Here is a 25,469-nt window from a genome sequence, read left to right as displayed (position 1 = left end):
ATCCCATGCACCGCCCCTCCACCCTCCAACAACTCAGTTCCGGTTCGCAATGGGACCTGGTGATCATCGGGGGAGGTGCCACGGGTCTTGGAGCAGCCGTAGATGCCGCTTCGCGGGGATATAAAACCCTGCTGGTGGAGCAATATGATTTTGCCAAAGGAACATCCAGCCGCTCTACCAAACTGGTGCATGGCGGGGTACGATACCTGCAGCAGGGAAATATCAAACTGGTGCGGGAAGCGCTGCGCGAAAGAGGGTACCTCCTGAAAAATGCGCCTCATCTTACTTCCATACAAGCTTTTATTGTTCCTGCTTTCCGCTGGTGGGAGAAAGCGTACTATGCCATTGGATTGAGTATGTATGATCTGTTGTCTGGTAAACTGTCGCTCGGTAAAACCAAAATTCTCTCCCGCAAACAAACCATCAGCCGTTTACCGGCTATCAGCACCAAGGAACTCTCCGGTGGTGTTTTATATTATGATGGACAGTTTGATGATAGCCGCCTTTGTACCGATCTTGCCATTACCGCCATTAATTACGGAGCCAGTCTTATGAATTACTGCAAAGCAGTGGGGTTTGAAAAGGAGAAAGAAAAAATAGTGGCCGTGCAACTGGAAGATACACTTACCGGCAATCATTATACGGTGCCCGCAAGGTCCGTGATCAATGCCACAGGTGTTTTTACAGATGCCTTGCTGCAGATGGATGATAATACCCGCGAAGCGATGGTTTCTCCTTCGCAGGGTATACACCTGGTGGTGGATAAACATTTTTTTCCGGGAGATGATGCTATGATGATCCCCAAAACCGATGATGGAAGGGTATTATTTGCCGTTCCCTGGCATAGGCAGGTTGTTCTGGGCACCACGGATACCCCGATCGAAACCGCTGTGATTGAACCCAAACCGCTGGAAGAAGAGATCAACTTCATACTCGATCATATTAACCGCTACGGCAGTTTCACCATCCGCCGCAGCGATGTAAAATCGGTGTTTGTTGGATTGCGTCCACTGGTAAAAAAAAGCGGAACGGGTAACACGGCACTTTTATCGCGTGATCATACTTTGTTGATAGCAGCAAGCGGACTGGTAACCATTACCGGCGGTAAATGGACTACTTATCGCAAGATGGCAGAAGATGCGGTAGACAATGCGGTGTTTGTTGCCAAACTGGCCAAAAGAGAATGTATCACCCGCGATCTGCGGATAGGAGACCCGGCGGGGCGTGAAAAGATATTGGCAGCCTTAATTGCGGACGATGCGGCTTTGGCAGAAACATTACATCCGGCTTATCCCTATACCTGGGCAGAGATTCTTTATGCCATCCGTTATGAAATGGCGCAGACCGCTGAAGACCTGCTTGCCCGCCGAACCCGTTTATTGTTGCTGGATGCGGAGGCTGCTATCACCCTTGCACCGGCGGTAGCGGCATTTATCGGGCAGGAGCTGGGTAAAGATGATGCATGGCGGGAAGCACAGGTTACCGGTTTTACATTGCTGGCCAAACAATATTTGCTTGTATAATTTTCCTATCTTTTAATTCTAAATGTTTGCCGTATGACTGCTTTTGTTGCCGAACTCACCGGTACTGCCTTACTCATTATTCTCGGAGATGGGGTAGTGGCCAATGTTGTGCTTAACAAAACCAAAGGAAACAACGGAGGCCTCATTGCCATCACGTTTGGTTGGGCCATTGCGGTTTTTGTGGGTGTATACGCTACAGCAGGTATCAGTGGGGCGCACCTCAATCCTGCCGTAACCGTTGCACTGGCAACCATCGGAAAATTTGACTGGGCATTGGTGCCTGGCTACCTGCTGGCGCAGTTACTCGGTGCCATGCTGGGTGCTTTGATCGTATGGGTCGTGTACCGGCAGCATTTTAATGCCACGGAAGATGCAGATACCAAAAGGGCTGTTTTCTGTACCGGTCCGGCCATTAAAAATCCGGTAGATAATATTCTCTCTGAACTGATCGGAACTTTTGTGTTTATCCTTGCCATATTGTTTATTACCAAATCGCAGAATTCTTTGGGGGCACTGGATGCGTTACCAGTATCGCTGCTGGTACTGGGGATTGGTCTTAGCCTCGGTGGAACTACCGGTTACGCCATCAATCCCGCTCGTGATCTGGGTCCGCGTATCATGCATGCCTTACTTCCCATCAAAAACAAAGGCGGAAGCGATTGGTGGTACAGCTGGAACCCTGTGGTGAGTCCATTAGTGGGTGCTGTACTGGCTGCTTTATTATATCAGTGGATTGCGTAAACTCAGCCTTTCTTTTTGGTACTGAGGAAAGGCATATTGAAATAGGGTTTGGGCAAAGGTTTCTTCCGGATCAGCGGCAGCGGTTTCTGGTATTCGAGGTAATAGATCCGTAATAAAATAATAAAATAAGAAATGATCAACGGGCCAAAAATCAGGCCTGTAATACCAAAATACCGGATTCCCACAATCACGCCCAGAATAGTTACCACGGGATGTACATCGGCCATTTTCCGGGCCAGTACAAAACGAACCACATTGTCTACGCTGCTTAAAATGATCAACCCCCAGCTTAACAGGAAAATACCCTGCCAGATATGATTGTTGGCGAGTATAATAATGCTCATAGGCACCCAGATCAAACCGGTACCCACAATGGGTATAATAGAAGCGAAACCGGTAAATACCGCCCAGAAGCCAGGCTCTTCAATACCTGCTATCAGGTAAGAAATATAAGCTACTGTTCCCTGCGCGATGGCTACCAGTGGTACACCTACGGCATTGCTAAAGGTTTGTGCTTTCAGCTCATGGCCAAACAGTTCAATTTTTTTCCGGTTGAACGGGAGGTAAAAAATAATGGCGGCTTCCATCCGGTTAATATTAACGATCAGGAAGTAGAGAAAGAAATACATCATGGTAATGGTACCCAGCAGGTTCAATCCCTGGCTTAACAGGGAAGATATCAGCGAGGTTACAAACGACTGTGCTTCTGCGATCGTTTTATCGGTGATCAGTTTTACATGAAAATGCTCCTGCAAAACAGCGTCCAGGTGCTGCAGGGGTTGCACTACAATACCCTGTACGTCGGTACCAATGTTTTGGGCTTTTTTAAATAACATGGCTGCCATCAGTGAAATGGGCACCAGGATGATAAAAAAGGAAATCACGATCACCAGTACCGCAGCTGCGGACTTACTCCAGTTCTTCTTTTTGATCAGCCATTCCACAAAATGTTTGCTTAACACATAGAACATGATTGCCGCGAGGAAAGCGGTGAAAAATTCTACCAGACTGTAGAGGAGGAATCCGGCAAAAATCAGGATGATCGCCAGGAAAATATAACGGTTAATCTTGTGATCTTGTTGATTTTCCATGTACCTTGTATAGTGAAATCTGAATGTCTGGTGAAGATAACCAAGAAAAAGCGGATTTCATTCACGGAATACCGGATGTTAGTCGAGAATTTACCAAAAGTCCCCTCCTGGCATCTGCCTCCTCCGCACTATACTAAACGGGTTTATATGACAGATAATCAAAAATTCATAGCTGGTTTACTGCTGGGTGCAGTAGCTGGTGCAGCACTGGCCCTGTTCATGAAAACGGAAAAAGGCCAGGAAATACTAAGCGATGTTCAGGAAGGCGCAGATAAAGTGCAGGATGAGTTGAAAGAGAAACTGCATGAATTTGATACAGCGGTGAATGACCTGCTGAATAAGGGAAAAGCATTTATCAGCGACCTGGAACAAAAAGCGCAGCAAACCGGTACCGGAACAGGTGCCTAAACAGAAAACAATGGAAGAGCCTAAAGAAGACTTTTTTTCTGCTTCGCGAAAAGAGGTGGAATCATATGTGCGTGACAGGATCTGGCTGCTGAAGCTGCAGGCAGGCGAAAAAATGGCACAACTCATGGCGGCCATGGTATCGATCATTATGATCGGGTTGCTGGCATTTTTTGTATTGCTGTTTCTCAGTATTATGGCAGGTTATTATTTTTCAGAGATCACGGGTAGCCTGTTTGCCGGTTTTGGTATCGTAACCGGTTTTTATATTGTATTACTGGTAGCGCTTGTACTGGGACGTAAAAAGATAGAAGCGAAAGTGATCGATACCGTGATCCGTATTTTCTTCGCCAAAACACAGGAAGGGGATGAATAACCAGATGAATACAAAACCGATAGGTTCCCTGTCAGACCTCCGTACAGAAATGTACGAGGTAAAGAACAGGTTGAAAGAGAAAGAAGCCGGTTTAACGGAGCGGCTGCACCAGCTTCCGGGCGAAGCGTTAAAAGCTACCGTGGGGGGCATTGTTCCGCTTTTTCTGGGAGGCGAACTGGCTTCCGGCGCCTGGAAACTGGCCAAAGGAGCTTTTGAACTGATTAAAAGCCGGAAATCGGGCGACCAGTCCGGTGCATCCGGCGACTGGAAAACAGACCTGCTGGGCGGAGCCAAAAAACTGGGTATCTTCGGTGCCCTGAAATTATTGTTCGGGTTATGGAGGGGGAAATAGTAGCCCATTGCCAGCCTATCCGGCTATCCAAAAGCCCATTTTAGCCCTGTAAACCAGGATTCTATTCCTTTGCCCTGCCACTTCCTGCCCGGATAATGCAAAAATCCCCGCTTTTTACCCACAATTTTCCAGTTTCAGTTACTGTTTTTGGCATTTTTCAGGCGCATCCCCTTACCTTTGCCGCCAAGTCGGAAAACCCCGGTTTTCTGGCGTAAAAGAGCTCATTTTAAAACCATAATATATCTCCTGATATGGCTACGAAAGGTAAGATCAAACAGATTATCGGTGCGGTAGTTGACGTTCATTTCCCCGACGGTAAATCACTTCCTGAAATTTACAACGCCCTGGAAATTACCAGGGAGAACGGTGAAAAACTGGTATTGGAAGTACAACAGCATTTAGGTGAAGACAGTGTACGTACTATTGCGATGGACGGAACAGAAGGCCTCGTACGTGGAATGGAAGTGATCGATACCGGAAAAGCGATTGCGATGCCTGTAGGTGAAGGTATTAATGGCCGTCTGTTTAATGTAACCGGTGATGCTATCGATGGATTGCCACAACTGAGCAAAGAAGGTGGCCGCCCTATCCACAACAAACCACCGTTGTTTGAAAACTTAAGTACTACTTCTGAAATATTATTTACCGGTATCAAAGTAATTGACCTGATCGAGCCTTATGCAAAAGGTGGTAAGATCGGTTTGTTTGGTGGTGCGGGTGTAGGTAAAACCGTGTTGATCCAGGAGCTGATTAACAATATCGCCAAAGGCCACGGTGGTCTGTCGGTATTTGCCGGTGTGGGTGAGCGTACCCGAGAAGGAAATGACCTGTTGCGTGAGATGATTGAAGCAGGTATCATGAAATATGGGGATGCTTTCAAACACAGCATGGAAGAAGGCGGATGGGACCTGAGCAAAGTGGATATGGAAGGTCTGAAAGATTCTAAAGCAACTTTCGTATTCGGACAGATGAACGAACCTCCGGGAGCACGTGCACGTGTGGCGCTGAGCGGTCTGACCATTGCGGAATATTTCCGTGACGGAGATGGTACCGGCAAAGGTAAAGACATCCTGTTTTTCGTAGATAATATCTTCCGTTTTACCCAGGCAGGTTCTGAGGTATCGGCGCTGTTGGGCCGTATGCCATCTGCGGTAGGTTACCAGCCAACACTGGCAACTGAAATGGGTCTGATGCAGGAGCGTATCACTTCTACCAAAAACGGTTCTATCACTTCTGTACAGGCGGTGTATGTACCTGCGGATGACCTGACCGATCCGGCTCCGGCAACCACTTTTGCCCACCTGGATGCTACTACGGTATTAAGCCGTAAGATCGCTGACTTAGGTATCTATCCTGCGGTGGATCCATTGGATTCTACTTCCAGGATCCTGACACCTGCTATTGTGGGTGATGCACACTATGATTGCGCCAACCGGGTAAAACTGATCCTCCAGCGTTATAAAGAGTTACAGGATATCATCGCCATCCTTGGTATGGATGAGTTGAGCGAAGAAGATAAAATGACCGTACAGCGTGCCCGTAAAGTACAGCGTTTCCTGAGTCAGCCTTTCCACGTGGCTGAGCAGTTCACTGGTCTGAAAGGCGTGTTTGTAGACATCAACGATACCATCCGTGCTTTCAACTCTATCATGGACGGCGAAGTGGATGAGTACCCCGAAGCAGCATTCAACCTGGTAGGTACCCTGGAAGATGCAATCGAGAAGGGTAAGAAGATGATGGAAGCAGCGAAATAGCTTCGCTATAATTAGTAATTAATGATTAGCAATTAAAAATTGAATGCTGATTATGCAACTACTAATTACTAACTACTAATTACTAATTAAGTATGACATTAGAAATATTAACTCCCGAAAAAAAACTCTACAGCGGCGAAGTGTACGGTGTACTATTACCCGGCATCACTGGTTTGTTTGAGGTTCTCGACAAACACGCTCCCCTGGTAAGTGCTTTGGGAAAAGGCAACCTGAAAATTCTGAAAGCCAAAAACGATACAGAACTCTACTCTATCCAGAGTGGTTTTGTAGAAGTACTCAATAATAAGGTGACCGTGCTGGTGGAAGGAGCAGTGGCTATTTAATGAGTGAATGAGTGGGTGAGTGAATGGGTGAATGAGTGAATGATTTTCAGAACTGGCAAAATGATTACGACTCCGGGAAACCGGGGTCGTTTTTTTTTATATACTTGTGCAGAAGCTTACAAGCATTACCCATCAAAACATTCACTCATTCACTCACCCACTCATTTACTCATTAATTCAGCTGCGGATCTATCGGATAGTTTACCATCTGGCTATATTCGCCGCCTAATTCCTGCAGGGCCGTTTTCCAGAGTTGGGGGATGTCTTTGGTAAAAACGAGTTGGGGGTTGGCATCACGGGTGATCCAGCTTTTTTCTTTGATCTCTTCTTCCAGTTGCAGCTCATCCCAGCCGCTGTAGCCGAGGTAGAACCGGATATCGGTCTGGCTGAGTTTTTTCTCGCGCAGTAGTGTCAGTACCTCGGCAAAATCGCCCCCCCAGTAAATGCCTTTGGTTACTTCTGTTCCGCCTGAAATCAGGTCGGGGCGCTGGTGCAGGAAATGCAGGGTTTCTTTTTGAACCGGGCCACCCTCATAAACAGGGAAATGGATGCCCTCCGCCTCTTCGATCAGATCGCCGATCTCAGGCTCGATGGGTTTATTGATCACAAAACCGATGGCCCCGTTCTGCTGGTGGTCGCAGATAAAGATGACCGAGCGGATAAAGTTCGGGTCCTTCAGAAAGGGGTTTGAGATGAGTAATATGCCAGCTGTCAGTTCGGTCATAAGGAGGGATTAAGTTACAAAATTAGGCTGATATGGGCGGCCGTTAAAATCCTGATAAACCTGGCCGATCCGAAGCGGATATATGGGGTTCCCATTATATTTGTGAGGATGAAGAGAACTTTCCCCGTAATCGTCATACTGATTTCCCTTTCACTGTGCGGCCTGATCATTCTGCAGGTTTCATGGTTTAAGAATCTGTTGGAAGTAACGAGGAACCAGTTCGATGATAACCTGGTGGATGTGGGCAAATCGGTTTCCATGGACCTCAGTAAAAGCGTCAACGCCACACAGGTACTGCGCCTGCCCAGAAGGGGTGGCCTGACTTTCAGTTCCGAATTTCATCTGCATGTGATTAAACCGCCTACCGTTCAGGAAAAATTTACCCCGCAGGAAGTGCATAACCGGATCCGCAGCGCCATGGACAGGCAGAACCTGAAACACATGGATTTTGAATTTGCGGTGACGGATATGAATGATGATTATGAAATGCTCAGCAAGAATTTTGGTAATGAGCTGTACGATACGGTTAATAACCGGCGTTTGTATGCACCTATTCTTCCCAATGATAATCCGGATGTAGAAGAAATCCCATCGCTGGAACATCTCATTATTGTAGTGCCTGATTTCAACAAACAGATCTGGGCGTCGCTGCGTTGGGTGATGTTTGGGGCCATTGTGTTTATGGTGGTGATCATTGCTGCATTTTATGTGACAGTGAAATCATTACTGAACCAGAAAAAACTGAGTGAGATCAAGAGTGATTTTATTAATAATATGACGCATGAGTTCAAAACGCCGTTGGCTACCATTTCATTGGCCGTGGATGCGTTACGTAACGAAAAAGTGCAGAGTGATAAAGAAAAAGCGAAATACTTCAGTAATATCATCAAAGAAGAGAATATCCGCATGAACAAACATGTGGAAACCATCCTGCAGGCGGCGTTGATGGAGAAACAGGAACTGCAGCTGAACCTGGTTCCTTTACAGGTGCATGAAGTGATACAGAATGTACTGGAAAATTACCAGTTACAATTAAAAGAGAAAGAAGCGGATGTTCAATTGCTTTTGAACGCTAAAAACGATATGATCAGTGCGGATGAAGTGCATTTTACCAACCTGGTATCAAACCTGATCGATAATGCAATCAAGTATTCGAACGATAAACTAAGGATCACCATTTCTACTCATAGTACAAAAAATCATGTAATTGTTCGTGTAGCGGATAACGGAATCGGTATGAGTAAGGAATCTGTGAAACGGATCTTCGAAAAATTCTACCGGGCACATACCGGTAACCTGCATAATGTAAAGGGGTTTGGTTTGGGCATGAGTTATGTAAAAACCGTGATCGATGCACACAAAGGCAGGATCAAAGTAGAGAGTACGCCGGGCAAAGGAACTTCCTTTACTGTAGAAATGCCCCTGATGCCTGAAGAAGAACTTGCCTGATAGCTATTTTTCAGATCAGAGCCAAAGCAAACTCCCATCTCCGTAACTCAGAAAGCGGAATTGATGGTCCAGTGCATACTGGTATATGTTTTTCCAGTTATCGTGGGTGATGGCGGCAACCAGTAAGAGCAGGGTTGACTGCGGCTGGTGGAAATTCGTGATCAATCCCTGTATAATTCTGAAAGTATATCCCGGCGCAATGATGATCTGGGTTTTGGTGATTAGTCTCTCTGAGCGGCCCTCTTGTAACCAGACTAACAGAGCTCTTAGCGCTTCTACAGCGGAGAAGTTATACTGAGCCAGTTCATAAGGTTCCCATTGTGTTATGGTAAGTGCTTCGGCAGAGATATGGGGATCCAGTTTTGTTTTCACCCCCAGCCAATACAGGCTTTCAAGTGTTCGCAGAGAAGTGGTTCCTACGGCAATCACCGGGCCTGCTGTTTGTTGTAACAGTTGTTCTATGAATGCGGCGGATAGATCAATAAACTCTGCATGCATCTCATGATCCTGCATGGTTGCGCTCTTCACAGGTTTAAAAGTACCGGCACCAACATGCAGGGTAACAAACGCATGCCGGGTATTTTTTTGAGCAAGTTTGGCGAAGAGACTGTTGGTAAAATGAAGTCCGGCAGTAGGTGCGGCTACAGAACCATCGTGTTTGGCATAAATAGTCTGGTATCTCTCCTGGTCACTTTCTTCAGCTGCCCGGTTCAGATAGGGGGGGAGTGGAATAACACCGGCTATATGCAGCAGTTCTGCAAAACTCATAGTTGGGTCGTTCCAGCTTAATTCGATCAGGTACGCATCTGCGTACTGTTCTATTTTGCGGGCTATCAGTGTGATTTCAGCAGACTCAAATTTCTTTATCCGCGAAATCAGCGCTCCCTCCTTCCATTTTTTGGCACCACCTACCAAACATTTCCATAGTACTTTGCCTTTCTGCAGCATCGCGGTGGTAATGTCGCCATACTGTTCATGCGGCTCCAGGCAAAAGATCTCGATCCTGCCACCATTGGGTTTCTCAAACAGCAAACGGGCTTCTACAACTTTGGTATTATTGAATACGAGTAAACTGTTGGCCGGGATATGTTCTGTCAGTTCTGCGTAGATGCTTTCCGAAATCTGGCCATTACTGTAGATGAGTAGTTTGCTCTGGTCCCTTTCTGCCAGCGGATACCGGGCAATGCGTTCATCGGGCAACTCGTAGGTGAAATCTATAATGGAAAGTTCTTTGGGGTGCATGAGCGCAGACAGATATGATTTTTGTATGATTTCGCAGGTGATCTACGCAAAGCTAAACCAACTGGTTAAATTCCTCTGTCATAACCGGATCAATTATACTGCTATCTGTTATTTGTCCTGAGTACAATTTTCAAGCCGCTCCACAATTCACTTACTGCGCAGACTTTCACATCCACCCAGCCGGTGGGTAGTACGATTTCACGGATGATGTCTTCTGTTATATCGGTTGGCATTTTAGCCGATTTTTTATACCAGGAGATCCAGATGATGGCTGTAGGAGGCAGTTGCTTAATCAGCGAAAGGAATTGTTTCTCCAGCTCCGACCGTTTTACAGCAAAGAGATGTACAAAATCGGCTTTACCACTTTTTACCACCTGTGACCTGATATCGGTCTCCAGTAACTGGTCATACTCTACTGGCGGGTTCAGCAGTAAAACCTTCATTTCCGGTTTGATACCCAGTTTTTTCACAAGGGGAGTGCCCGAATAACCTGAAGTTGCCATCTGCTTGATTTATAAGGAGATAAATTTCGTTGACTCCGGGTAATGCACAATTACCGCTCATGTATTCACGGGTTATCCACAGTAATTCACAGATAATATGGCTTTTTGGCAGAAAAACGGCTTCAAACCCTTTGCTGTATTGCATTACAGGTCAATGGATTCTGTGGATAAATACAAACGCTCCAAAATGGAATTAAAAGTGGGAAAAAGTGTTATTTTGTGTCAACAAGTGGTAAACTTGGAAATATTTATACCCAAATGAACGGATTTCACGGAGAATATGAGGCTACGGTAGACGCGAAAGGTCGCTTCCTGCTTCCCGGCGGACTGAAAAAACAGTTGCCTGAAGGGGAGGGACGTTTCATCCTCAGCCGCGGTTTTGAAAAATGTCTCACGTTGTATCCGATCAAAAGTTGGGAATTGATTATTGCCAAGATCAGCCAGTTGAATGATTTCGACCCCAAAGTACGTCAATTTCGCCGCCAGTTTTTGGGTGGGGCAACAGAAATAGAGCTGGATGCTGCCGGCCGTATGTTGCTTCCGCAAACGCTGAAAGAATTTGCCGGGTTAGGCAAGGACATAGTTCTGGCCGCCGCACTGGACCGATTCGAAATCTGGGATGCCGGTAAGTACAAACAGCTCTTTGAGGATTTTTCACCCGAGGCCTTTAGTAGTCTGGCGCAGGAAGTGATGACGGAAAAAATTTGAAAATGAGGCCATTTGAAAATTGGAGAATGAAACAACACACAATCAATTTTCAAGCGCCGCATTTAAAGGGATTTTCAAATTTTCAAATTTTCAAATTTTCAAATTTTCAAATTCATGACATCGGAGTATCACATTCCTGTTTTGTTTCATGAAACCTTACAAGGCTTAGCCATTCAACCCGATGGTGTGTATGTGGATTGCACATTTGGTGGAGGTGGTCATAGCAAGGGAATACTGGAGCAACTGAGTGCTAAAGGAAAACTGATCGCGTTTGATCAGGATGCGGACGCGCAACAAAATTTGCCCGGTGATGACCGTGTGATTTTTGTGGCGCAGAATTTCCGTCACCTGCAACGTATGCTGCGTCTGCATAAGATTACCCAGGTGGATGGCATACTTGCCGATCTTGGCGTTAGCAGTCACCAGTTTGATGAGGGCGACCGTGGTTTCTCTATCCGTTTTTCCGGACCGCTGGATATGCGTATGGACAGAAGGCAGGGCGCCACAGCGGCCGATCTCATCAGAACCTACAGCGAACAGCAGTTGCATAAACTGTTTGAGCAATATGGCGAAGTAACCAATTCAAAAACATTGGCGAAACATATTGTGCACGAACGTAAACACCTGCAGTTTGAAACAGTAGAGCAGTTCAAAGCGCTGATCAGTCCGGTGGTGAAAGGAAATCCTAATAAGTACTTAGCCCAGGTATTCCAGGCTTTGCGAATTGAGGTGAATGACGAAATGGGTGCGTTGAAAGATATGCTGCAGCAGGTTCCTGCTGTGCTGAAACCGGGTGGCCGTGTTGCCATCATCACCTTCCATTCTATAGAAGACAGGGTAGTGAAGAATTTCTTCCGCCAGGGCAGTTTCGACGAAACGCCTGATAACCCCTTCATGTCTTTAGCGAAGGAAGAAGTGTTCCGGATCATTACTAAAAAACCGATCACGGCAGCGCAGGAAGAATTGAAAAGAAACACCAGGAGCCGAAGCGCCAAGTTGCGGATTGCAGAGAAGGTGTAAAGAATAGCTTTACAGATTTATGAGTAAAGATTCCGGGAAAGGCAAACCGATAAACAAACAAATCAGTAATGTCTGAACAGGTAACCGATAAAACAAACAAGAACCCGCTGAAAGGTTTATTCAACTACCAGTGGATCGTGAAGAACATTCCGTTCTTTCTGTTCCTGTCTGTATTAACGGTACTCTATATAGCCAACGGGCACCGGGCAGATAAAACCATACGTAAGATCAACAGTACCACCAGCGAACTGAAGGATCTGCAGTTTGAATATAAGACTCTGAAAAGTGAAGTGATGTTTCGCAGCGAAGAAGGTCAGGTAGTAAAAGCAACAGAACCCATGGGTTTGCAAATAAGTAAAGAAATGCCCACCCGTCTGCAAGCGGTAAAGCACTAAAAAAATTACTAACTACTAATTATCAATTACTAATTAAAAAGTGGATGTAAAACGCGACATATTATGGAGAGTGTACCTCAGTTACATACTGGTGGTTCTTGCCTGTGTCGCCATTTTCGGGAAAGCCATTTATATACAACAGGTGCAGGGAACACATTGGCGCAGTATGAGTGACAGTCTGCACCAGAAGCTGGACGAGATTGAAGCCGAGCGGGGAACGATTTACAGTGAAGACGGGCAGATGCTGAGCACCAGTATTCCGCAGTTTGATATCTATATCGATTTCCGTGTAGAAGCGCTGAGGGAAAAAAATGGTCAGCGGTTTAGAGAGAACCTGGATTCTTTGAGTGAAAGTCTGGCTGATCTGTTCAAGGATATGTCTGCCGGAGAGTACAAGGCATTACTGCAGGAAGGCTACCGGAACGAAGAGGGGTATTTTCCTTTAAAGAAAAAGATCTCTTTCCGTGAGTATGAAGCTTTGCGCCGGTTTCCCCTGTTTAAGCTGGGCAGGTATAAAAGCGGCATGATTGCCAACGAAAAAACCATCCGCCTCAACCCTTACCAGATGCTGGCTTTCAGAACCATTGGTTTGGCAAGAGACTCCAATAAAGTAGGACTGGAAATGACCTATGATTCTATCTTAAAAGGAAGAAATGGAAAACAGTTTGTGAGAAAGATCGCAGGAGGTGTTTCTGTTCCGGTAGATGATACCTATGAGATTGAGCCGGAGACAGGAAAAGATATTGTAAGCACGATTGATGTATTTATTCAGGATATCACCGAGAACGCTTTGATGAAGATGATGATCAAAAACGAAGCGCAGAACGGTTGTGCCATTGTAATGGAAGTAAAAACGGGAAAGATCAAAGCCATTGCCAACCTCGGTAAAAGAAGCGATGGTACTTATTGGGAAGATTTTAATTATGCGATCAGTCCTACAGAGCCCGGTTCCACATTTAAACTGGCTACCATGCTGGCTTTGCTGGAAGATAAAAAAGTATCGCTGAACCAGATGATTACACTGGAACATGGTGCCTGGAAAATTGCCGGACAAACCGTATACGATTCGGAAGTACACAAAGAGAATGATGTAACCGTGCAACATGCATTTGAATTAAGTTCCAATGTGGCCATGGCCAAAATGGCGGCCCAGCATTATTCAGATAACCCCAACCAGTTTATCAAACACCTGAAGAAAATGCGGATGGATACGGTTTCCGGTGTTGATCTCAGGGGCGAAAGAAAACCGGTGATCTATAAACCAGGCGGACGTTTCTGGGGGCCTACTACTTTGCCCTGGATGGCATTCGGGTATAATCTGTCTGTGAGTCCGCTGCAAACAACCGTGTTGTACAATGCTATTGCCAACAACGGCCGGATGATGAAACCATACCTGGTAAGTGCAGTAAAAGAAGAAGGCATATTGCTGAAACAGTTTGAACCGGTGGTAACAGATGAAGCGGTTTGCAGCCAGCAAACATTACAGCAGCTGAAAACCTGCTTAGAGGGAGTTTGTACCGCTGGTACCGCTAAGGCGCTGTTCAAGAATGCAGCTTACAAAGTGGCCGGTAAAACAGGAACGGCTTTGGTGGCAGATGGTAACAGGGGGTATGCTGATAAGATTTACCAGTCATCTTTTGCCGGTTATTTTCCGGCAGAGAATCCGCAATATACCTGCGTAGTGATCATCAAGAACAAAGCACATGCGCCGGTGTATTATGGAGCTGCTGTGGCAGGTCCGGTGTTTAAAGAGATTGCTGATCGTTTGTATAGTACTTATATCCGTCAAACCAATACCGCCTCTTTACAAAAGAAGAGGGATAGCAGTGCATTCAACTTTGCGGGTAATAAAAGAGATATCGCCTTCATCAATACAAAATTGCGACTGCCCTTTATTGATTCAACTACCCGGTTGGATGAGTGGACGGAGATGAATGGGAAAGATGCCGTAGTGACCTTGAACCGAAAAGCGATAGAAAAAAATACCATGCCCCAGTTAAAAGGGATGGGTTTGAAAGATGTGGTGTACCTGTGTGAGAATATGGGATTAAAAGTAAATGCTAGAGGAAAAGGGAAAGTAGCAGAACAGTCTATCCCTCCGGGACAGGCAGTGGTGAAAGGGCAGATGATTAATGTGGCATTGGATTAAAAAAAATGGAATCATTCTTATGTTATATGTCAGGCCGCTGTGAGCGTCCCGACATAAACTAAAAAATATGGCACTACTCAAAGACATATTATACAAAGTACACCTGAAGCAGGTTCGGGGCGGTACGGATATTGATGTAAATGCTATCCAGGTCGACTCACGAAAAATTGCCAAAGGAAATGTATTTGTTGCGATAAAGGGTATACAGTCTGATGGGCACCAGTTCATAGATAAAGCTGTTTCACTGGGTGCCAATGCAATTATCTGTGAAGAAATGCCTCCTGCATTTACAGACGGCGTTACGTATGTACAGGTAAACAATACCAATGAAGCGGTTGCGTATATGGCACATCAGTTTTATGGTGAACCATCTGCCAAAATCAAATTAGTTGGTGTAACCGGTACCAATGGAAAAACTACGATTGCTACGGTTTTATTCAAGCTGTTTACAAAATTGGGATATCGCTGCGGATTGGTGAGTACGGTACAGAACCAGATCGGTGATGCCATTATTCCGGCTACACATACCACGCCGGATGCAGTGAGCCTGAACGTGCTGCTGCACCAGATGGTGGAAGAAGGTTGTACCCATGTATTTATGGAATGCAGCAGCCATGCCATACATCAGCACAGAATCACAGGTCTTCATTTTACTGGGGCATTGTTCAGCAATATCACACATGATCACCTGGATTATCACAAAACCTTTGATGAGTATATCCGTGTAAAGAAATCATTCTTCGATCATTTACCCGCTACTGCATTCGCTATTTCCAATGCGGATGATAAGCGTGGAGAAGTGATGCTGCAGAATACACAGGCACATAAATATCTCTATAGCCTGAAAACCATGACGGCCTTCAAAGGGAAAATCCTGGAGAATGCATTAACGGGACTGGTAATGCTGGTGAACGACAAAGAAGTTCATTTCCGTTTAATTGGTGAGTTCAATGCCTATAACCTGCTGGCAGTGTATGGTGCAGCGGTTTGTTTGGGAGAAGATAGCATGCAGGTACTTACCACACTCAGTATGCTGAGTGGTGCTGAGGGGCGTTTTGATTATAGTATCAGTAGTGGATTGATTATCGGTATTGTTGATTATGCCCATACCCCCGATGCATTGGAGAATGTGCTGGCAACGATCAAGAAACTGCGTAAGGGCCATGAGCAGATCATAACGGTAGTGGGTTGTGGCGGCGACAGGGATAAAACCAAACGCCCGGTAATGGCGCAGGCTGCCTGCGATCTGAGCGACAGGGTGATACTGACCAGCGATAATCCGAGAACAGAAGATCCTGCACAGATATTGAGAGATATGGAAGAAGGTCTGAGCAGTTCGGCCAAGAGAAAATATATCTCAATTGTAGACAGGAAAGAAGCCATTAAAACGGCGGTGAGTTTTGCCAACCGGGATGATATTATCCTGGTAGCCGGAAAAGGACATGAAAAATACCAGGATATCAACGGGGTAAAACATCCTTTTGATGACAAGGAAGTGTTGAAAGAAATGTTTGCATTATTAGGAAAATAGGAAGGTTGGATACCCCGATCAAAACCATTTAACCAAGCAATATGCTTTATTACGTATTTAACTGGCTAAACAAAGAGTTTCACATACCGGGAGCAGGAATGTTCCAGTTCCTCACTTTCCGGATAGCGATGGCCGTGATCTTATCGTTGCTGATTGCTACGGTATACGGTAAGCGGATCATCCTTTTCCTGAAACACAAGCAGATCGGTGAAAGTGTGCGTGACCTGGGTCTGGAAGGACAGGTGCAGAAAAAAGGAACCCCCACTATGGGAGGGATCATCATCCTCTTAAGTATCCTGATCCCAACACTGCTTTTTGCCAATCTCGATAAAGTATATATCCGTCTCATGGTGCTTTGTACGGTATGGCTGGGGGTGATTGGTTTTCTGGATGATCTCTTCAAGATCCGTGCCCGCAAAGCTGCACAGGAAAAAGGTGAGTCTTATAAGAAAAAAGACAGCGACGGTTTGGCCGGGATCTCAAAAGTAATTGGTCAGGTAGGATTGGGTATCATTATCGGACTCACTTTGTATTTCAGCAACGCCGTAACGGTTGAGCGGGAAGTGATCACCAGTCCGCAGGCACAACTGCAGCAGGGCGAAAGATTGGCGAAAGACTCCAACATCATTGTACGTAAACTGAATGGTATCGAGAAAAAGTTTGTAAAAGTAAAAACACCGATCACCACGATTCCTTTTGTAAAAAATCACCAGTTCAATTACAGTAAACTGATCAGCTGGATCGGACCCGGTGCTGAAAAATATACCTGGGTTATTTATATCCTGATCGTAACGTTCATCATTACTGCGGTATCAAACGGTGCCAACCTTACCGATGGATTAGATGGTCTGGCTGCAGGGGTAAGTGCGATCATTGGTGCAGGTATTGGTGTGTTTGTATATGTAAGTGGTAACTACATTTTTGCCGATTATTTCGATGTAATGTACATCCCTAACCTGGGTGAGCTCTCCATATTCGTAGGTGCTTTTGTAGGAGCCTGTATCGGGTTTCTCTGGTACAATGCTTTTCCTGCCCAGGTATTTATGGGCGATACGGGAAGTCTGGCTTTGGGTGGCATCATCGCTTCACTGGCTATTATTGTCAGAAAGGAATTACTGATCCCGATTTTCTGTGGTGTATTCCTGATCGAAAATCTGAGTGTAATTATTCAGGTGAGTTATTTCAAGTACACCAAAAAGAAATACGGTGAAGGCAGAAGGGTATTTCTGATGAGTCCCCTGCACCATCACTACCAGAAAAAAGGATTTCACGAAAGTAAAATAGCAGTTCGGTTCTGGATCATCACCATTATCTGTGTGGTGATGTCTATTGTAACACTGAAAATGAGATAAAGGAAATGAGTCACAGACTGGTCATACTAGGCGGCGGCGAGAGTGGGATAGGGGCAGCCATCCTTGGAAAAAAAGCAGGTTATGAAGTATTCCTGAGCGATGGTGGCCAACTGAAAGCTTCGTATAAACAAGAGCTCTTTGATAACGGAATTGAATTTGAAGAAGGACAGCATACAGCTGAAAAGATTTTGTCGGCCAGTGAAGTGATGAAGAGTCCGGGTATTCCTGAAAAGAATGAGATGGTAAAACAAATCAGGGCCAAAGGGATCCCGGTGATCAGTGAGATAGAACTCGCTTATCGCTTCAAGGGAAACAGCAAAATTGTGGCCATCACAGGCAGCAATGGTAAAAGTACCACTACGGCACTTACGTATCATATCTGCCAAACAGCCGGACTGGATTGTGCGATGGTAGGTAATATCGGCATCTCTTTTGCCAAACAGGTGGCATTAGATCCGAAAGAGATTTATGTAGTAGAAGTAAGTTCTTTTCAGCTGGATGATATCAAAGAATTCCGGGCAGATATAGCGATGCTGCTGAACATTACCGAAGATCATCTCGATAGGTATAACTACCAATTCGAGAATTATATCAACAGTAAGTTCAGGATCATCGAAAACCAGACAACCAATGACTATTTCATCTATTGCCTAGATGATGAAGTGATCATGCAAAAACTCCCATTACTAACCATTCATACTAACCCATTACCATTCTCTATGAAACAAGAAGTAAAAAAAGGCGGCTACATCAAGGGCGACCAGATGATGCTGAGAATCCAGGAAGAAAGAGTAAGCATGAGTATCTATGACTTTGCTCTGAAAGGTAAACACAATAACTACAACACTATGGCAGCAGGCATCGCAGCCGCAACACTCGGCATCCGCAAAGAGAAGATCCGCGAGGCAGTTAAGAATTTCCACAGCCTTGAGCACAGGATGGAGTTTGTAGCCATGGTAAGAGGTGTTGAGTTCATTAACGACAGTAAAGCAACCAATGTGAACAGTACCTGGTTTGCGCTGGAGAGTATGAACAAGCCAACCGTATTGGTATTGGGTGGTACCGATAAAGGGAATGATTATGGTTTGATAGCTGACCTGGTAAAGGAAAAGGTGAAAGCGATCGTATGTATGGGTGTAGACAATAAAAAGATCATAGAGGCTTTTAAAGATATTGTTCCGGTAATCGTAGAAACTGATTCTGCCAAAAAAGCAGTGAACGCTTCTTTCAAATTGGCTGAGAAAGGGGATGTGGTACTGTTGAGTCCGGCCTGTGCCAGCTTCGATCTCTTCAAAAATTATGAAGACAGGGGAAGGCAGTTCAAAGACGCAGTAAAGGAATTGTAATCATCAGATCCCGCCCTGGCGGGAGGAAATGCGGCAATTTGAAAACTGCTTGGTTAAAGATGTTCCATTTTCAAATTTTCAAATTGCCACATTTTCAAATTAATCTCTTGTATGGGTGAAATAAAAGATACACTGTTTTCACAAATGCCGAGCATCGGTGGCATGCGTGGACAACTGGTAAACCGTACCCGGGGTGATAAATACATCTGGGGTATTGTGGTATTGTTGTCTTTGATATCTATCCTGGTGGTGTATAGTGCTACCGGTTCACTGGCTTATAAAATGTATAAAGGCAATACGAATGTGTACCTGTTCAAGCAGGTGTCTTTTTCATTGTTGGGATTATTGGTGATTTATTTTCTGCATCGGATCAATTATACCATCTTCTCAAAAGTGGCCACGATACTGTTTCTGGTGTCGATCCCTTTGTTATTGTATACGTTATTTTTTGGTGCCAAGATCAACGATGGCAGCCGATGGATCAAATTGCCCATCATCAACATGACCATCCAAACCAGCGACCTCGCCAAACTGGCACTGTTCATGTACATTTCCCGCCTGCTGAGTAAAAAGCAGGAAGTGATCAAGGATTTCAAAAAAGGATTTCTGCCCGTTGTTACGGCTGTGTTGATTATCTGCGCCCTGATCATGCCGGCTAATTTATCCAATGCTTTATTAACTGGTGCTACGGCTTTGTTGCTGATGTTCATTGGCCGTGTCAGTATCAAACATATTCTGCTCACTATTGGGGTGGCATTGGTACCCGTAGCATTGATTATTATGGCTGCCGTTTTTACCTACGATGGTAAACAAAAAACCGAAGTGCCAAAGGCAGGAATAGCCGAAAAGGCAAAATCTTTCGGACGTATCGGTACCTGGGTAAAACGTGTGCAGGATTTTATGTACGCCAAAGACAATGAAACCCCCTACCAGGTACAGCAGGCCAAGATTGCCATTGCCAATGGTAGTGTGCTGGTGGGGCTAGGCCCCGGTAATAGCCGCCAGCGGAATTTTTTACCGCAGGCCTATAACGACTTTATCTATTCCATCATCATAGAAGAATACGGGTTGCTGGGCGGTGCGTTCATGATTTTTATTTACCTGGTTTTTTTATTCCGGTGTATCCGCATTTTCCGGCGCTGTCCCTATGCATTTGGTGCCTTTCTGGCATTAGGGTTAAGTTTTACGCTGGTGATACAGGCTGTTGCCAATATGGCCGTAAATGTAAATCTGGTACCGGTAACAGGTGTAACACTTCCGCTGGTAAGTATGGGAGGAAGTTCTTTCCTGTTTACCTGCGGCGCTATTGGCATCATATTAAGTGTGGCGCGAAATGTGGAGCAGATGGAAGGAAAGGAACCTGTTCCGCAACCAGTAGTGGTTGCAGAAACTGAAACGAATAAAACAGTACAAGCTTGAGTACGCATAAACATACCAAAGTGATCATTGCAGGTGGCGGCACCGGTGGACATATATTCCCGGCCATCGCTATTGCCAATGCGTTAAAGCAGGAAGAGCCTTCAACAGAGATTCTGTTTGTAGGGGCCAGGGGGAAAATGGAGATGGAGAAAGTGCCGCAGGCCGGTTATCCGATCAAGGGGTTGGACATTGCCGGACTCGACAGACAGTCACTGTTAAAAAACATCAGCCTGCCATTCAAACTCATGAAAAGTTTTTTGCAGGTAAAACTGATCATAGACAAGTTTCAACCCGATGCTGTGATAGGTGTGGGAGGGTATTCTTCTTTCCCGGTATTGCGTTATGCGCAGTCGAAACGAATCCCCACATTTATTCATGAGAGTAATTCTTTTGCTGGTAAGAGCAATATTCTGCTGGGCAAGAAAGCAACAGCGGTTTTTGTAGCTACGGAGGGGATGGAAAAATTTTTTCCTAAAGACAGGCTTTTTATCGTGGGTAATCCTGTTAGGAAAAACATTGTACAATCTGTGGTTAGCCGGGAGGAAGCCATCCGTTTTTTTGGATTGGACCCTGCTAAAAAAACGGTGTTAGCAGTAGGAGGTAGTCTGGGTGCCCGCAGCATCAATGAGGCGCTGGCTGTACACCTGGATGAATTTGAACAGCACAACCTGCAGCTGATCTGGCAAACCGGTAAAACAACCGCTGCAGAATATATACAGAAAGGTTCGGGTAGGAAAAATGTATGGGTGAACGATTTTATCAAAGAGATAGAAATGGCCTATGCCGCAGCCGATGTGGTGATCAGCAGGTCCGGTGCCATGTCTGTAACCGAATTATGTGTGGTGGGAAAACCAACCGTGTTTGTTCCCTTCCCGCTGGCGGCAGAAGATCACCAGACATCCAATGCCATGCACCTGGTAAACAAACAGGCGGCATGGATTGTGAAGGATCAGGACGCAAAGAGTAAACTGGTGTCAACGGTGATAGCGCTGGTAAAAGATGAGGCGCTGCAGCAACAGTTCCGAACCAATGCTAAAATGCTGGCTGTGCCGGATGCAGATGAAGTGATTGCAAAAGAAGTATTGAAACATATCAGGTGAGTACATTAAACAATATACAAAAGATCTATTTCATCGGCATCGGCGGGATCGGCATGAGTGCATTGGCCCGCTATTTCAAAGCCAAAGGCGCTGATGTGAGCGGTTACGATAAAACAAGTACACCGCTTACCCGCGAGCTGGAGGCTTCAGGTATCGCTATTCATTATGAAGAGCGGGTAGATCTGGCTCCCAAAGATGCGGATGCGATCGTTTACACTCCTGCCATCCCGGCGCAACATGCTGAACTTGTTTACTACCGTGAGAACGGATATACCGTAGTAAAACGGAGTGATGTATTACAATGGATCACCGAAGGCTCTTTTAATATCTGCGTGGGTGGTACCCATGGTAAAACCACGGTCACTTCCATGACCGCCCACCTGTTACGTTATACGGGTTATGGTTGTAATGCTTTTCTGGGGGGAATTGCTGCCAACTACAACACCAATTTCTGGAGCAGCGATAAAAATGTAGTGGTAGTGGAAGCGGATGAGTATGACCGCAGTTTTTTAAAACTGGTTCCGGATGTGGCAGTCGTTACTGCCATGGATCCCGATCACCTGGATATTTATGGTACACCCGAAGAAGTGGTGAATGCTTTTATCCAGTTTTCCCAAAAAGTAAAACCCGGTGGTTGCCTTGTTACGAAATATGACCTGGAGAGAGGAGAAGAACTGAAAGCATCACATCATTATACCTATAGTTTCGAAGATGTTCGGGCAGATGTATATGCAGCGAACAGGAAAGTAGAGAACGGCAGTTATGTATTTGATGTGGTGAATGAGGATTGGACCATCAAAGATGTGGTATTGCACATGGGTGGATTGCATAATATCGAAAACTGTGTGGCAGCCATCACAGTGGCTAAATACCTCGGTATTGCGGATGATAAGATCAAAGCGGCCGTTGCCGATTTTAAGGGTGTGAGGAGAAGGTTTGAATATGCACTGAAAAACGAAAAACATGTATTGATCGATGATTATGCACACCATCCCGAAGAACTGCGGGCATTGATCAGCGGGGTGAAGAGCATTTTCCCCGGAGATAAACTGACATTGGTATTCCAGCCGCATTTATTCAGTCGCACCAACGATCTGGCGGATGAATTTGCGATCAGTCTCGATATGGCCGATGAAGTGATCCTGTTACCCATTTACCCTGCCCGCGAATTGCCGATGCGGGGTGTAAGCAGTGAACTGGTGATGAGTAAAATGCAGGTGGCCAAACGGCAGGTACTGAGTAAGGAAGAACTGAAAACATGGGTGGCAGAACACCAACCCGGATTATTGGTAATGGCAGGTGCCGGTGATATTGATGCACTGGTGCAGCCGGTGAAAGATTTGTTGCAGAACGGATAACTATGCGTAAGTACAACTGGAAAAAAATACTGGTGAACACCCTTTGGGTGCTGGCAGGCATCGGAGCCATTGTGCTCCTGGGCGCAGCCATGCAGCAAAAGAACCGGAAGCGTTGTACAGGGGTAAAGATCGAGATCACCGGTGCCGAACGGCATATGTTCATTGATGAGAAAGATGTGATGGAGATGCTGAAAACAATGGGTGCTATTACCGGTACCAGTATGGCATCCCTGAACCTGCGGCAGATGGAATCGATGGTGGAAAAGAATCCATGGGTGAAAAATGCGGAAATGTTCCTGGATAATACACAGGTATTACAGGTTAGCATCGAAGAGCGCCAGCCTGTGGCAAGGGTATTTACACTGGGCGGAAATTCTTTCTACCTCGACAGTAACTCGATGCGCTTACCGCTGAGTGATAAACTATCGGCCCGCGTTCCCATCTTTACCGGATTCCCCTCCGATAAGGAAGTGCTGTCCAAACCAGACAGTGCTTTGCTCGATAAAGTGGTGCAGGTAGGAAAATATATACTCGCAGACTCTTTCTGGATGGCGCAGGTAGCGCAGGTGGATATTACACCGCAATCAGGCTTTGAACTGGTACCGGTGGTTGGCGACCATATAGTGGTGATGGGCGATGCTGAGGACCTAAACCGCAAATTCACCCGGCTGAATACTTTTTACCAGCAAGCCTGGCTACAGCATGGGATCAGTACGTACGAGCGGCTCGACATCCAATATGATAACCAGGTAGTGGCTATCCGCAAAGGAACCATGAAAGCCCGGGTAGATTCGGCACGTGTACATGCTCTTATGCAGGGCATGATGGAAGGCGTCGCTTTGGGACTGCTGGATAGCACCCGTATCAACAACCCGGTGCCGCTTAACAGACCGGTAGTGATCAAAGACAGTGTTGTAAAAACCAGACCGGTAACAGCTCCTGCAAAAGCAGTAGTGGCAAATACAAATTCTACACCTGTTGTAAACAATAAAGGAACCAATAAGCCGTTATCAAATGTGAAGAAAGCGACAGCGAAGAAAACGGTGACCAGGAAACCCGCGGCAAAGAAGAAAACACCGAGGGCAGTGATGAATAAAAATAGATAAACGTGAGTCGTGAATCGTGAGCCGGTAGTAAGTAAACAGCCGACTCACTACTCATGTCTCACGATAAAATAACAACTACCAATCACCAAACAACTAAAACACAACACATGAACCACAACGAATCACCCATCATTGTTGGTCTGGACATCGGTACAACAAAGATCGCAGCCATTGCCGGCCGTAAAAACGAGTATGGCAAACTGGAGATCCTGGGTTTTGGCCGCGCCAACAGCAATGGCGTTCAGCATGGACAGGTACTGAACATCGACCAGACCATCAAAGCCATCCAGCAGGCGCTGGAAAACTGCTATGAAAGCAATCCCGACCTGGAGATCAATGAAGTATATGTAGGTATTGCCGGACACCATATCAAGAGTCTGCAAACCCGTGGCGATATCGTTCGCCAGGACGCGGATATTGAGATCAAACGCCCGGAGATCGAACAGTTGATCAATAACCAGCGTAAAACCTTTATTCCTGCCGGCGACCAGATCATTGATGTGATTCCGCAGGATTTTCATGTGGATAATATCCAGAATATCAAAGATCCGATCGGTTATAACGGGGTGAAAGTGGGGGCCAATTTCCATATCATCACCGGCGACAGGAACGCGATCCGTAATATCAACCGTGCCGTAGAAAGAAGTGGTCTCACTACCAAAGACCTCGTGCTCCAGCCCCTGGCTTCTGCCAGCGCGGTGATGAGCGAGATTGATATGGAAGCCGGTGTGGCCATCCTCGACATTGGTGGCGGTACCAGCGACCTGGCTGTGTTTTATGAAGGTATTCTGAAACATACGGCCGTGATTCCGTTTGGAGGAGAAAATATCACCAACGATATCCGCATGGGATTGGGTGTGCTGAAAAGCCAGGCCGAAGCCATGAAAGTGCAGTTTGGATCTGCCCTGGCCGATGAGGCCAAAGCCAATGCCTATATCACCATCCCCGGCCTGAAAGGTATGCCTGCCAAAGAGATCAGCGTGAAGAACCTGGCAGCCATTATCCAGGCAAGAATGAGTGAGATCCTCGATTTTGTTACCTATCACCTGAAGCAGGTAGGCCTCGATAGCCGCATGCTGAATGGCGGTATCATTTTAACCGGCGGAGGTTCGCAACTGAAACACCTGATACAATTAACAGAATATACCACCGGTCTGAATGCCCGTATCGGTTTCCCTAACGAGCACCTGGCGCCGAACCATATTGAAGAACTGAAGAAACCGATGTACTCAACCTGTCTGGGACTGATCCTGAAAGGTTACAGTGATTACGATCACCAGTACAAAGAGTTCACCGAGAAATTCAGGAAAGTGGAAGTGCCGCAAAAACTGAAAACCGCTGTGGCAGAAACTCCGGTTGAAACCGTTGCTCCTGTTGCTGCTGTAGATGTGGTAGCGAGAAAAGGAAAGTTCTGGGATAAGTTCAAGAACAACCTGATCGACCTCTTTAAGGAAGAAGAGGACCAGGTAATAAAATAAAAG

At 45.9% G+C, this 25,469-nt stretch carries 24 protein-coding genes; 20 read left to right on the top strand and 4 right to left on the bottom strand.

From position 1 onward, the window contains the following. Positions 1 to 5: 5 nt before the first annotated feature. Together AC1RNB_RS13290 and AC1RNB_RS13285 are read left to right on the top strand one after the other, a co-directional pair. Positions 6 to 1,523, top strand: coding sequence for a glycerol-3-phosphate dehydrogenase/oxidase (locus tag AC1RNB_RS13290; RefSeq protein WP_493083515.1), 1,518 nt, complete (start codon positions 6 to 8; stop codon positions 1,521 to 1,523). Between the two features lie 33 nt (positions 1,524 to 1,556). Then, on the top strand, positions 1,557 to 2,264 hold the full coding sequence (locus AC1RNB_RS13285; RefSeq protein WP_493083513.1) for an MIP/aquaporin family protein: 708 nt from the start codon (positions 1,557 to 1,559) through the stop codon (positions 2,262 to 2,264). 2 nt (positions 2,265 to 2,266) lie between these two features. Here the strand turns inward: AC1RNB_RS13285 and AC1RNB_RS13280 are convergent, their stop codons facing one another. After that, positions 2,267 to 3,355: an AI-2E family transporter gene (locus tag AC1RNB_RS13280; protein ID WP_493083511.1), complete on the bottom strand. Its 1,089-nt coding sequence runs from the start codon at positions 3,353 to 3,355 to the stop codon at positions 2,267 to 2,269. Positions 3,356 to 3,502: 147 nt separating this feature from the next. Here AC1RNB_RS13280 and AC1RNB_RS13275 point away from each other — a divergent pair, with 147 nt between their 5' ends. The 5 genes from AC1RNB_RS13275 (at position 3,503) to atpC (ending at position 6,586) form a co-directional block, all read left to right on the top strand. Further along, the gene (locus tag AC1RNB_RS13275) at positions 3,503 to 3,763 is read left to right on the top strand and encodes a YtxH domain-containing protein (protein ID WP_493083510.1); all 261 of its coding nucleotides are present in this window, start codon (positions 3,503 to 3,505) and stop codon (positions 3,761 to 3,763) included. 10 nt (positions 3,764 to 3,773) lie between these two features. Further along, the gene (locus tag AC1RNB_RS13270; RefSeq protein ID WP_493083508.1) at positions 3,774 to 4,136 is read left to right on the top strand and encodes a phage holin family protein; all 363 of its coding nucleotides are present in this window, start codon (positions 3,774 to 3,776) and stop codon (positions 4,134 to 4,136) included. Next, positions 4,129 to 4,488, top strand: coding sequence for a hypothetical protein (locus AC1RNB_RS13265; protein ID WP_493083507.1), 360 nt, complete (start codon positions 4,129 to 4,131; stop codon positions 4,486 to 4,488). Before AC1RNB_RS13270 ends, AC1RNB_RS13265 begins: the two co-directional genes overlap by 8 nt. Before the next feature lie 251 nt (positions 4,489 to 4,739). Further along, positions 4,740 to 6,242 carry a F0F1 ATP synthase subunit beta gene (atpD, locus tag AC1RNB_RS13260; RefSeq protein ID WP_493083505.1) on the top strand — a complete coding sequence of 501 codons (1,503 nt, stop codon included), beginning with the start codon at positions 4,740 to 4,742 and terminating at the stop codon, positions 6,240 to 6,242. 92 nt (positions 6,243 to 6,334) lie between these two features. Then, a complete protein-coding gene (atpC, locus tag AC1RNB_RS13255; protein WP_493083504.1) occupies positions 6,335 to 6,586 on the top strand; it encodes an ATP synthase F1 subunit epsilon in 252 nt (83 codons plus the stop codon). Between the two features lie 172 nt (positions 6,587 to 6,758). Here atpC and AC1RNB_RS13250 read toward each other — a convergent pair whose 3' ends face one another. Continuing rightward, a complete protein-coding gene (locus tag AC1RNB_RS13250) occupies positions 6,759 to 7,310 on the bottom strand; it encodes a YqgE/AlgH family protein (protein ID WP_493083502.1) in 552 nt (183 codons plus the stop codon). Positions 7,311 to 7,418: 108 nt separating this feature from the next. On the opposite strand from AC1RNB_RS13250, the gene AC1RNB_RS13245 reads away from it, so the two are divergent. Continuing rightward, positions 7,419 to 8,759, top strand: a complete 1,341-nt coding sequence (locus tag AC1RNB_RS13245; RefSeq protein ID WP_493083501.1) for a sensor histidine kinase — start codon at positions 7,419 to 7,421, stop codon at positions 8,757 to 8,759. A gap of 15 nt (positions 8,760 to 8,774) precedes the next feature. On the opposite strand, the gene AC1RNB_RS13240 is transcribed toward AC1RNB_RS13245, so the two are convergent. Together AC1RNB_RS13240 and AC1RNB_RS13235 are read right to left on the bottom strand one after the other, a co-directional pair. Beyond that, positions 8,775 to 10,001 (bottom strand): S-adenosylmethionine:tRNA ribosyltransferase-isomerase, encoded by a 1,227-nt coding sequence (locus tag AC1RNB_RS13240; protein WP_493083500.1) that lies wholly within the window; start codon positions 9,999 to 10,001, stop codon positions 8,775 to 8,777. Positions 10,002 to 10,102: 101 nt separating this feature from the next. After that, on the bottom strand, positions 10,103 to 10,504 hold the full coding sequence (locus AC1RNB_RS13235; RefSeq protein ID WP_493083498.1) for a hypothetical protein: 402 nt from the start codon (positions 10,502 to 10,504) through the stop codon (positions 10,103 to 10,105). Positions 10,505 to 10,762: 258 nt separating this feature from the next. Between AC1RNB_RS13235 and mraZ the strand changes: the two genes are divergently transcribed. From mraZ to ftsA, 12 genes are all read left to right on the top strand, one after another. Next, the gene (gene mraZ, locus AC1RNB_RS13230; RefSeq protein WP_493083496.1) at positions 10,763 to 11,212 is read left to right on the top strand and encodes a division/cell wall cluster transcriptional repressor MraZ; all 450 of its coding nucleotides are present in this window, start codon (positions 10,763 to 10,765) and stop codon (positions 11,210 to 11,212) included. Positions 11,213 to 11,326: 114 nt separating this feature from the next. Then, positions 11,327 to 12,232, top strand: a complete 906-nt coding sequence (gene rsmH / locus AC1RNB_RS13225; protein WP_493083494.1) for a 16S rRNA (cytosine(1402)-N(4))-methyltransferase RsmH — start codon at positions 11,327 to 11,329, stop codon at positions 12,230 to 12,232. Positions 12,233 to 12,300: 68 nt separating this feature from the next. Continuing rightward, positions 12,301 to 12,627 (top strand): FtsL-like putative cell division protein, encoded by a 327-nt coding sequence (locus AC1RNB_RS13220; RefSeq protein WP_493083492.1) that lies wholly within the window; start codon positions 12,301 to 12,303, stop codon positions 12,625 to 12,627. Between the two features lie 70 nt (positions 12,628 to 12,697). Beyond that, a complete protein-coding gene (locus AC1RNB_RS13215; RefSeq protein ID WP_493083490.1) occupies positions 12,698 to 14,776 on the top strand; it encodes a penicillin-binding protein in 2,079 nt (692 codons plus the stop codon). 67 nt (positions 14,777 to 14,843) lie between these two features. Then, positions 14,844 to 16,307 (top strand): UDP-N-acetylmuramoyl-L-alanyl-D-glutamate--2,6-diaminopimelate ligase, encoded by a 1,464-nt coding sequence (locus AC1RNB_RS13210; RefSeq protein WP_493083488.1) that lies wholly within the window; start codon positions 14,844 to 14,846, stop codon positions 16,305 to 16,307. Positions 16,308 to 16,348: 41 nt separating this feature from the next. After that, positions 16,349 to 17,659: a phospho-N-acetylmuramoyl-pentapeptide-transferase gene (gene mraY, locus AC1RNB_RS13205; protein ID WP_493083487.1), complete on the top strand. Its 1,311-nt coding sequence runs from the start codon at positions 16,349 to 16,351 to the stop codon at positions 17,657 to 17,659. Positions 17,660 to 17,664: 5 nt separating this feature from the next. Further along, on the top strand, positions 17,665 to 19,005 hold the full coding sequence (gene murD, locus AC1RNB_RS13200; protein WP_493083486.1) for a UDP-N-acetylmuramoyl-L-alanine--D-glutamate ligase: 1,341 nt from the start codon (positions 17,665 to 17,667) through the stop codon (positions 19,003 to 19,005). Positions 19,006 to 19,116: 111 nt separating this feature from the next. Beyond that, positions 19,117 to 20,424: an FtsW/RodA/SpoVE family cell cycle protein gene (locus tag AC1RNB_RS13195; protein ID WP_493083484.1), complete on the top strand. Its 1,308-nt coding sequence runs from the start codon at positions 19,117 to 19,119 to the stop codon at positions 20,422 to 20,424. Continuing rightward, entirely contained in the window at positions 20,421 to 21,524 is a 1,104-nt protein-coding gene (murG, locus tag AC1RNB_RS13190; RefSeq protein ID WP_493083482.1) for an undecaprenyldiphospho-muramoylpentapeptide beta-N-acetylglucosaminyltransferase, read from the top strand. The genes AC1RNB_RS13195 and murG overlap by 4 nt, the downstream gene beginning before the upstream one ends. Further along, on the top strand, positions 21,521 to 22,882 hold the full coding sequence (gene murC, locus AC1RNB_RS13185) for a UDP-N-acetylmuramate--L-alanine ligase (RefSeq protein WP_493083480.1): 1,362 nt from the start codon (positions 21,521 to 21,523) through the stop codon (positions 22,880 to 22,882). The genes murG and murC overlap by 4 nt, the downstream gene beginning before the upstream one ends. Positions 22,883 to 22,884: 2 nt before the next feature. Next, positions 22,885 to 23,988: an FtsQ-type POTRA domain-containing protein gene (locus tag AC1RNB_RS13180; protein ID WP_493083479.1), complete on the top strand. Its 1,104-nt coding sequence runs from the start codon at positions 22,885 to 22,887 to the stop codon at positions 23,986 to 23,988. 107 nt (positions 23,989 to 24,095) lie between these two features. Then, positions 24,096 to 25,466, top strand: coding sequence for a cell division protein FtsA (gene ftsA, locus AC1RNB_RS13175; RefSeq protein ID WP_493083477.1), 1,371 nt, complete (start codon positions 24,096 to 24,098; stop codon positions 25,464 to 25,466). The last annotated feature ends 3 nt before the right edge of the window (positions 25,467 to 25,469 follow it).

This window comes from Sediminibacterium sp. GW821-FHT12F12 (genome assembly GCF_058806635.1).
Note: the sequence above shows the minus strand (reverse complement) of the source record. Positions and strands in the feature narration are given on the sequence as shown.